Genomic DNA, 7,634 nt, shown 5'->3' with positions numbered 1-7,634 from the left:
CCCCCACACATGACGTGACGGGACCGGGTCAGCCGGTCCGGCCGTCCAGCTGCTCGATCGTGGCGTGCGACGGGGCCCGGCGGGTGCTCAGTTCGCGTGCGACGTCCTCGGCGTCGCGCAGCACCCGTACCGCGTTCCGCCAGGTGAGCTTGGCGAGGTCGGCGCCGGACCAGCCGCGGCCGAACAGCTCCGCGATCAGGTTCGGGTAGCCCGCGACGTCCCTGAGGCCCTCCGGGAGGAAGGCGGTTCCGTCGTAGTCGCCGCCGATGCCGATGTGGTCGATGCCGGCGACCTCGCGCATGTGGTCGAGATGGTCGGCGATCGTCGCCACGGTGGCGACCGGGCGCGGGTTGGCCGCTTCGAAGGCGGCGTGGATCTTCATGGCCTGCGCGGTGGTGTCGAGGTGGTGCAGGCCGTGGGCTCGCATGTTCTCGTCCGCGGCCCGCGTCCAGGCGACGGCCGCCGGGAGGACGAACTTCGGCACGAAGGTCGCCATGGCGACGCCACCGTTGGCCGGGAGCCTGCCGAGGACGTCGTCGGGGATGTTGCGCGGGTGGTCGCAGATCGCGCGCGACGAGGAGTGCGAGAAGATCACCGGCGCCGTGGAGGTGTCGAGCGCGTCGCGCATCGTCGTGGCCGCCACGTGGGAGAGGTCGACCAGCATGCCGGTGCGGTTCATCTCCCGTACGACCTCGTGGCCGAAGGGCGACAGACCGCCGACGCCCGGCTCGTCCGTCGCCGAGTCGGCCCACGCGATGTTGTCGTTGTGGGTCAGCGTCATGTAGCGGACGCCGAGGGTGTGCAGCGCGCGCAGGGTGCCCAGCGAGTTGTTGATGGAGTGGCCGCCCTCGGCGCCCATCAGGGAGGCGATACGGCCCTCCGCGCGCGCCGCCTCCATGTCGTCGGCGGTCAGGGCGCGCCGCAGGTCGGCGGGGTATCGGGCCAGCAGCTCGGCGACCACGTCGATCTGTTCGAGGGTGGCGCTGACGGCGTCGTCGCCCGCCATGTCCGACCGTACGTAGACCGACCAGAACTGGGCGCCGACACCGCCCGCGCGCAGCCGCGGGATGTCGGTGTGCAGGTGGGCGGACTGGTCGGTGGCGATGTCGCGGGCGTCCAGGTCGTAGCCGACCTGTTCGCGCAGCGCCCACGGCAGATCGTTGTGCCCGTCGACGACGGGGTACTCGGCGAGGAGCTCCGCGGCCCGCTCCAACTGCTCCGCCTGGTCCATCGGGGCCTACTTCCCGAAGCCGAAGGAGTCGGCGCCCTCGACCTTGGCGCGCAGTCGCTTGCCCTTCTCCGTCGCCTGGTCGTTGAGCTCCTGCAGGAACTCCTGCATCCGGGCCAGCAGCTCGCTGTCGTGCGCGGCGAGGATGCGCGCGGCGAGCAGGCCCGCGTTGCGTGCGCCGCCGACCGAGACGGTCGCGACGGGGACACCGGCGGGCATCTGCACGATGGAGAGCAGGCTGTCCATGCCGTCCAGGTACTTCAGCGGGACCGGTACGCCGATGACCGGCAGCGGGGTGACTGAGGCGAGCATGCCGGGCAGATGGGCGGCGCCGCCCGCGCCCGCGACGATCACCTGGAGACCACGGTCCGCCGCCTGCTCGCCGTACGCGATCATCTCGCGCGGCATGCGATGGGCGGAGACGACGTCGACCTCGTAGGGGATCTCGAACTCGTCGAGGGCCTTGGCCGCCGCTTCCATGACGGGCCAGTCGGAGTCCGAGCCCATGACGATGCCGACGAGGGGCGCGGCGGTGGCGGGGGAAGTCATTCGGTGATCGTTCCTCGCAGGTAGTCGGCCGCGTGCCGGGCGCGCTCGCGCACATCCGCCAGGTCGTCGCCGTAGGTGTTGACGTGTCCGACCTTGCGGCCCGGCTTCACGTCCTTGCCGTACATGTGGATCTTGAGCTGCGGGTCGCGGGCCATGCAGTGCAGATACGCCTGGTACATGTCCGGGTAGTCGCCGCCGAGGACATTGGACATGACCGTCCAGGTGGCGCGCGGGCGCGGGTCGCCGAGCGGCAGGTCGAGCACGGCCCGGACGTGGTTGGCGAACTGCGAGGTGATCGCGCCGTCCTGGGTCCAGTGCCCGGAGTTGTGCGGGCGCATGGCCAGCTCGTTGACCAGGATGCCGGGCTTCCCGTCGGGTCCACGGGTCTCGAAGAGTTCTACGGCGAGGTGGCCGACGACGCCGAGTTCGGCGGCGATACGCAGGGCGAGCTGCTGGGCCTCGCCCGCGAGCCGCTCGTCCAGCTCCGGGGCCGGGGCGATCACGGTGTCGCAGACGCCGTCGACCTGGATCGACTCGACGACCGGGTAGGCGACGGCCTGGCCGTGCGGCGAGCGGACGATGTTGGCCGCCAACTCCCGTACGAAGTCGACCTTCTCCTCGGCGAGGACCGGGACACCGGCCCGGAAGGCGTCGGCCGCGTCCGCCTCGGAGCGGACCACCCAGACGCCCTTGCCGTCGTAGCCGCCGCGGACCGTCTTGAGGATGACGGGGAAGCCCCCGCCCTCCGCCGCGAAGGCCGCGACGTCCGCCGGGTCCCGCACGATGCGATGGCGGGGGCAGGGCGCGCCGATCTCGGTGAGCTTCGCGCGCATCACCCCCTTGTCCTGGGCGTGCACCAGCGCGTCGGGTCCCGGGCGCACGGGTATGCCGTCCGCCTCCAGGGCCCGCAGGTGTTCGGTCGGTACGTGTTCGTGATCGAAGGTGATCACGTCACAGCCGCGCGCGAAGGCGCGCAGGGTGTCCAGGTCGCGATAGTCGCCGATGACGACTTCGTTCACCACCTGGGCCGCCGAGTCCTGGGGGGTGTCACTGAGGAGCTTGAACTTGATGCCGAGGGGGATACCCGCCTCGTGGGTCATACGGGCGAGCTGACCGCCGCCGACCATGCCGACTACCGGGAACGTCACTCCTCCAGGGTATCGGGCGCCCCGGGGATCACCCGACGACGCCCTCCAGGACGCGCCCGCGGGGCGGCCACGTCACAGCATCGCCACTGTCAGCCGACTCACCGGCAGCCCCTTGAGGGGCTGGATAGCATGACAGGTCCGATGCAACCGACAGACGGGCTGAGCGATCACTATGAGCGAACGGGGCGCACTGCGGACCCGGCTGGATCTGCTGGCCCGGGAGGTCGCCAAGTTCGGCGCGGTCGGCGCATTCGGCCTGGTCGTCAATATCGCCGTCTCCAATCTCCTGTGGCGCACCACGGATCTCCAGGTGGTGCGGGCGGGTCTGCTGGCCACGTTCGTCGCCATCCTCTTCAACTACATCGGGTTCCGCTACTGGACGTACCGGGACCGTGACAAGACCGGGCGGACCCGGGAGCTGACGCTGTTCCTGCTGTTCAGCGCGGTGGGCGCGGTCATCGAGACCGGTGTGCTGTACGCGGCGACGTACGGGTTCGGGTGGAACAGCCCGTTCCAGAGCAATGTCTTCAAGATCCTCGGGATCGGCATCGCGACGCTGTTCCGCTTCTGGTCCTACCGGACCTGGGTGTTCAAGGCGCTGCCCGCGAAGGAGACCGTGCTGAGCGCGGAGGGGTTCCTGAAGCAGGGGCGTACGGAGCAGGTGCCGCGGGCCGAGGCGGATCCGGTGCGCCGGTAGCGGATCCGGTACGTCGCCGGGCCGCTCACCGCACCGGGCGTTCCGGTTCCTGTCGCCGCAGGGCCACCCGGCTGAGAAAGAGGGCGAAGACCGGCGGCTGCTGCTGGAGCAGTTCGAGACGGCCGCCGTCCGCCTCCGCGAGGTCCCTGGCCACCGCGAGGCCGATGCCGGTGGAGTTGCGGCCGCTGATCGTCCGCTCGAAGATCCGGGCGCCGAGGTCGGGGGGCACGCCCGGGCCCTCGTCCGTGACCTCGATGACCGCCTGGTTTCCGGTGACACGGGTGCGCAGGGCGACCGTGCCGCCGCCGTGCATCAGCGAATTCTCGATGAGTGCGGCCAGCACCTGGGCGACCGCGCCGGGCGTACCGACGGCCCGCAGCCCCTGCTTTCCGGAGCGGACGATGGCGCGGCCCTCGCCCCGGTAGGCCGGGCGCCACTCCTCGATCTGCTGCTTGACGACCTCGTCGAGGTCGAAGACGACGGCGGAGCCGGTACGCGGGTCGCGGGCGTTGGTCAGCAGCCGCTCCACCACGTCGGTGAGCCGCTCGACCTGGGTGAGGGCGATGTTCGCCTCTTCCTTCACCGTGTCCGGGTCGTCGGTGACCGAGATCTCCTCGATCCGCATGGAGAGCGCGGTCAGCGGCGTCCGGAGCTGGTGCGAGGCGTCGGCGGCCAGCCGGCGTTCCGCGGTCAGCATCCGGGCGATCCGTTCGGCGGAGGAGTCCAGGACGTCGGCGACCCGGTCCAGCTCGGCTACTCCGTACCGCTTGTGGCGCGGGCGCGGGTCACCGGAACCCAGGCGTTCGGCGGTCTCGGCCAGGTCCGTCAGCGGCGAGGTGAGCTTGTTGGCCTGGCGTACGGCCAGGAGCACGGCGGAGATGATGGCCAGCAGCGCCACCGCGCCGATGATCAACAGGGTGCGGCCGACCTCACGGGTAACGGAAGAGCTGGACTCCTCGACGGTGACCCGCTCGCCCTGCTCCCCCTCGGCGGTGCTTCTGATCACGCTGCCGGTGGGACGTTCGCCGATTTCGAGGGGGGCGCGTCCGGGGATCTTGACGACTGCGTAGCGCTTGCCGGAGATCTGCTCGGACAGCAGAGCGGGGTTGATCCGCTCGTCCCCCAGGAGCCGGCTGTCGACGACACTGATCAGCCGCAGCGCCTCGGAGTCGACGCTCTCCTGGGCGCTGTTGCTGATGGTGCGGCTCTCGACGATGACGAGGGAGACGCCGAAGACGGCGATCACCACGAGCACCACGGCGAGCGTGGAGTTGATCAGTCTGCGGCGCATGAGTGCTTCTGTACGTCAGCTCTTCTCGAAGCGGAAGCCGACGCCCCGTACGGTCGCGATGTAGCGGGGGTTGGCCGCGTCGTCGCCGAGCTTCTTGCGGAGCCAGGAGATGTGCATGTCGAGGGTCTTGGTGGAGGACCACCAGGTGGTGTCCCAGACCTCGCGCATCAGCTGGTCGCGGGTGACGACCCGGCCCGCGTCGCGGACCAGGACCCGTAGCAGGTCGAACTCCTTGGCGGTGAGCTGGAGTTCCTCGTCGCCCATCCAGGCCCGGTGCGACTCGACGTCGATCCTGACGCCGTGGGTGGCGGGCTGCGGAGCGGGCTCGGTGGCGCCGCGGCGCAGCAGGGCCCGGACGCGGGCGAGCAGTTCGGCCAGGCGGAAGGGCTTGGTGACGTAGTCGTCGGCGCCCGCGTCGAGGCCGACGACGGTGTCCACCTCGTCGGCGCGGGCGGTCAGCACCAGGATCGGCACGGCGTGGCCATCGGCACGGAGCCTGCGGGCGACTTCGAGGCCGTCCATCCCGGGCAGACCCAGGTCGAGTACGACCAGGTCGATTCCGCCCTGGAGGCCGGCGTCGAGAGCGGTCGGACCGTCTTCACGGACCTCGACCTCGTAACCCTCCCGACGCAGGGCGCGGGCCAGCGGCTCCGAGATGGATGCGTCGTCCTCTGCGAGCAGTACACGGGTCATGGAGTGATGGTAGTCCGCGCGGGGCGGATGAAGTGGGGTGATCCAAAAGCCCTGCGGCTCTGCAAGGAAAACGGAGAGAGACCTTCGAATATGGGAGTTTGGTTCCACGCTTACCTGTGATCCATGTCTCAAGTCCTTCCATATCCGGCACTGTCATGTCGTATGGTTGCTCGACGCCTGTTGCACTACTCAAGGACCCTTGGGCAGCTTTTAGCGCCGAGGGTCTCTTTTGTTCTGCCGGCTGGTTACCCGCCAGTCGTGAACCAAGTGAATGACCTGTGGCCGGGCCCGGAGCGCGAGATGCGCACCGGGCGTGGATCCCGGTGCGGTCGCTTCCCGTCTCCTCGGCCGGCTCCTGAATGAGCCCGGCGGTCGGGACGAATCCCCTCTCAGGCGTGGGGGTGGGACGCGGCCGTGCCGGTGCCGGCCTCCCCCCACCGGGCGCGTCACGCTCACAAGGCGTCGCGTCCCGAGCACCCAAGGATCGACCATGGCGTCCAGCCTGACGAAGGACCCGGCCAGTACTTCTGGATCCGAGAAGACCTTCTTCGGCCACCCCCGCGGCCTGGCCACTCTCTTCATGACCGAGATGTGGGAGCGCTTCAGCTACTACGGCATGAGGGCCCTGCTCCCCCTCTACTTGATCGCGCCCAACGGGCTTCACATGAACCCGGCCACGGCCACGGCGATCTACTCGGTCTACGTGTCGCTGGTCTACCTGCTCGCCATGCCCGGCGGATGGTTCGGCGACCGTGTCTGGGGTCCCCGCAAGACCGTCGCCGTCGCCGGTACGGTCATCATGATCGGCCACCTGACGCTGGCGCTGCCCACGCAGGGCACCTTCTTCGCCGGCCTCGGACTGGTCGCCATCGGCTCCGGTCTCCTGAAGTCCAACATCTCGACGATGGTCGGCCATCTCTACGACGGCCCGGACGACGCGCGCCGCGACGGTGGCTTCACGATCTTCTACATGGGCATCAACGCGGGTGCCTTCGCGGCTCCGCTGGTCATCGGCACCGTCGGTGAGAACGTCAACTGGCACCTGGGCTTCGCGCTCGCCGCGGTCGGCATGGGGCTGGGCCTCGCCCAGTTCCTTATGGGCACCCGCCACCTGAACGAGCGCAGCCTCGTCGTCCCGAAGCCGCTGTCCGCCGCCGAGCGGACGAGCACGCTGCGCAAGGGCATGATCTGGCTGGCCGTCGCGGCCGTCTTCTACATCGTCACGGTCGTCACCGGCGTCTACACGCTCAACTGGATCCTGGTCCCCATCACCATCGCGGGCCTGGTCATTCCGGTCGTCGTCCTGGCGCGCATCAAGCGCGACAAGGAGCTCAGCGCCACCGAGCAGTCGAAGATGTCCGGCTACATCTGGTTCTTCGTCGCCGCCGCCATCTTCTGGATGATCTACGACCAGGGCGGTTCCACGGTCGCGATATTCGCCGACTCCTCGGCCGACAACAGCGTCTTCGGCTGGAACTTCCCGGTCTCCTGGTACCAGTCGGTCAACCCGGTCCTGATCATGGCGCTGGCCCCGCTCTTCGCCGCTTTCTGGCTGGCGCTGAACCGCCGCGGCAAGGAGCCCAGCACGATCGTGAAGTTCAGCTCCGGCCTGGTGCTGGTCGGAGCGTCGTTCTTCCTCTTCCTGATGCCGCTGACGATCGCGAGCGACGGCCACAAGGCCGCCGCGATGTGGCTGGTCGCGATCTACTTCGTCCAGACGGTCGCCGAGCTGACGCTCTCCCCGGTGGGGCTCTCCGTCACCACCAAGATGGCTCCGGCCAAGTACGCCAGCCAGATGATGGGTGTCTGGTTCCTGGCCGTCACCGCCGGTGACTGCACCACGGGCCTGCTCTCCACCGCGGGCGTGGAGCTCAACGGCACGGGCGTGGTCACTCTGCAGGCCTTCCTCGCCGTTGCCGCGGGTGTCGCGGTCTTCATGTACCGCGGCAAGGTCAAGAAGCTCATGGGCAGCGTGCGCTGACGCACCCGCCCCGGCTGCACGAAGGGCCGCCGCACACCGAGCCTCGG

At 69.4% G+C, this 7,634-nt stretch carries 7 protein-coding genes; 2 read left to right on the top strand and 5 right to left on the bottom strand.

Annotated features, from left to right (window positions below):
- Nucleotides 1–28 precede the first annotated feature (28 nt).
- Genes ACFU8Q_RS36650 through ACFU8Q_RS36640 form a run of 3 tightly spaced genes read right to left on the bottom strand, consistent with a single transcriptional unit; the run spans nucleotide 29 to nucleotide 2,925 of the window.
- Nucleotides 29–1,231: a dipeptidase gene (locus ACFU8Q_RS36650; protein WP_384463022.1), complete on the bottom strand. Its 1,203-nt coding sequence runs from the start codon at nucleotides 1,229–1,231 to the stop codon at nucleotides 29–31.
- Between the two features lie 6 nt (nucleotides 1,232–1,237).
- Entirely contained in the window at nucleotides 1,238–1,777 is a 540-nt protein-coding gene (gene purE / locus ACFU8Q_RS36645) for a 5-(carboxyamino)imidazole ribonucleotide mutase (protein ID WP_384463019.1), read from the bottom strand.
- Nucleotides 1,774–2,925 (bottom strand): 5-(carboxyamino)imidazole ribonucleotide synthase, encoded by a 1,152-nt coding sequence (locus ACFU8Q_RS36640; protein ID WP_384463016.1) that lies wholly within the window; start codon nucleotides 2,923–2,925, stop codon nucleotides 1,774–1,776. Before ACFU8Q_RS36640 ends, purE begins: the two co-directional genes overlap by 4 nt.
- A 172-nt stretch (nucleotides 2,926–3,097) precedes the next feature.
- Between ACFU8Q_RS36640 and ACFU8Q_RS36635 the strand changes: the two genes are divergently transcribed.
- On the top strand, nucleotides 3,098–3,622 hold the full coding sequence (locus ACFU8Q_RS36635) for a GtrA family protein (RefSeq protein ID WP_384463013.1): 525 nt from the start codon (nucleotides 3,098–3,100) through the stop codon (nucleotides 3,620–3,622).
- A 25-nt stretch (nucleotides 3,623–3,647) separates the two neighbouring features.
- Here the strand turns inward: ACFU8Q_RS36635 and ACFU8Q_RS36630 are convergent, their stop codons facing one another.
- Both ACFU8Q_RS36630 and ACFU8Q_RS36625 read right to left on the bottom strand, forming a co-directional pair.
- On the bottom strand, nucleotides 3,648–4,913 hold the full coding sequence (locus ACFU8Q_RS36630) for an ATP-binding protein (RefSeq protein ID WP_384463010.1): 1,266 nt from the start codon (nucleotides 4,911–4,913) through the stop codon (nucleotides 3,648–3,650).
- A gap of 15 nt (nucleotides 4,914–4,928) precedes the next feature.
- Nucleotides 4,929–5,606, bottom strand: coding sequence for a response regulator transcription factor (locus tag ACFU8Q_RS36625; RefSeq protein WP_099177243.1), 678 nt, complete (start codon nucleotides 5,604–5,606; stop codon nucleotides 4,929–4,931).
- A gap of 490 nt (nucleotides 5,607–6,096) precedes the next feature.
- Between ACFU8Q_RS36625 and ACFU8Q_RS36620 the strand changes: the two genes are divergently transcribed.
- On the top strand, nucleotides 6,097–7,587 hold the full coding sequence (locus ACFU8Q_RS36620) for an oligopeptide:H+ symporter (RefSeq protein ID WP_384463007.1): 1,491 nt from the start codon (nucleotides 6,097–6,099) through the stop codon (nucleotides 7,585–7,587).
- Nucleotides 7,588–7,634: the final 47 nt, after the last annotated feature.

Source organism: Streptomyces sp. NPDC057543 (assembly GCF_042801895.1).
Classification (GTDB): domain Bacteria; phylum Actinomycetota; class Actinomycetes; order Streptomycetales; family Streptomycetaceae; genus Streptomyces.
Note: the sequence above shows the minus strand (reverse complement) of the source record. Positions and strands in the feature narration are given on the sequence as shown.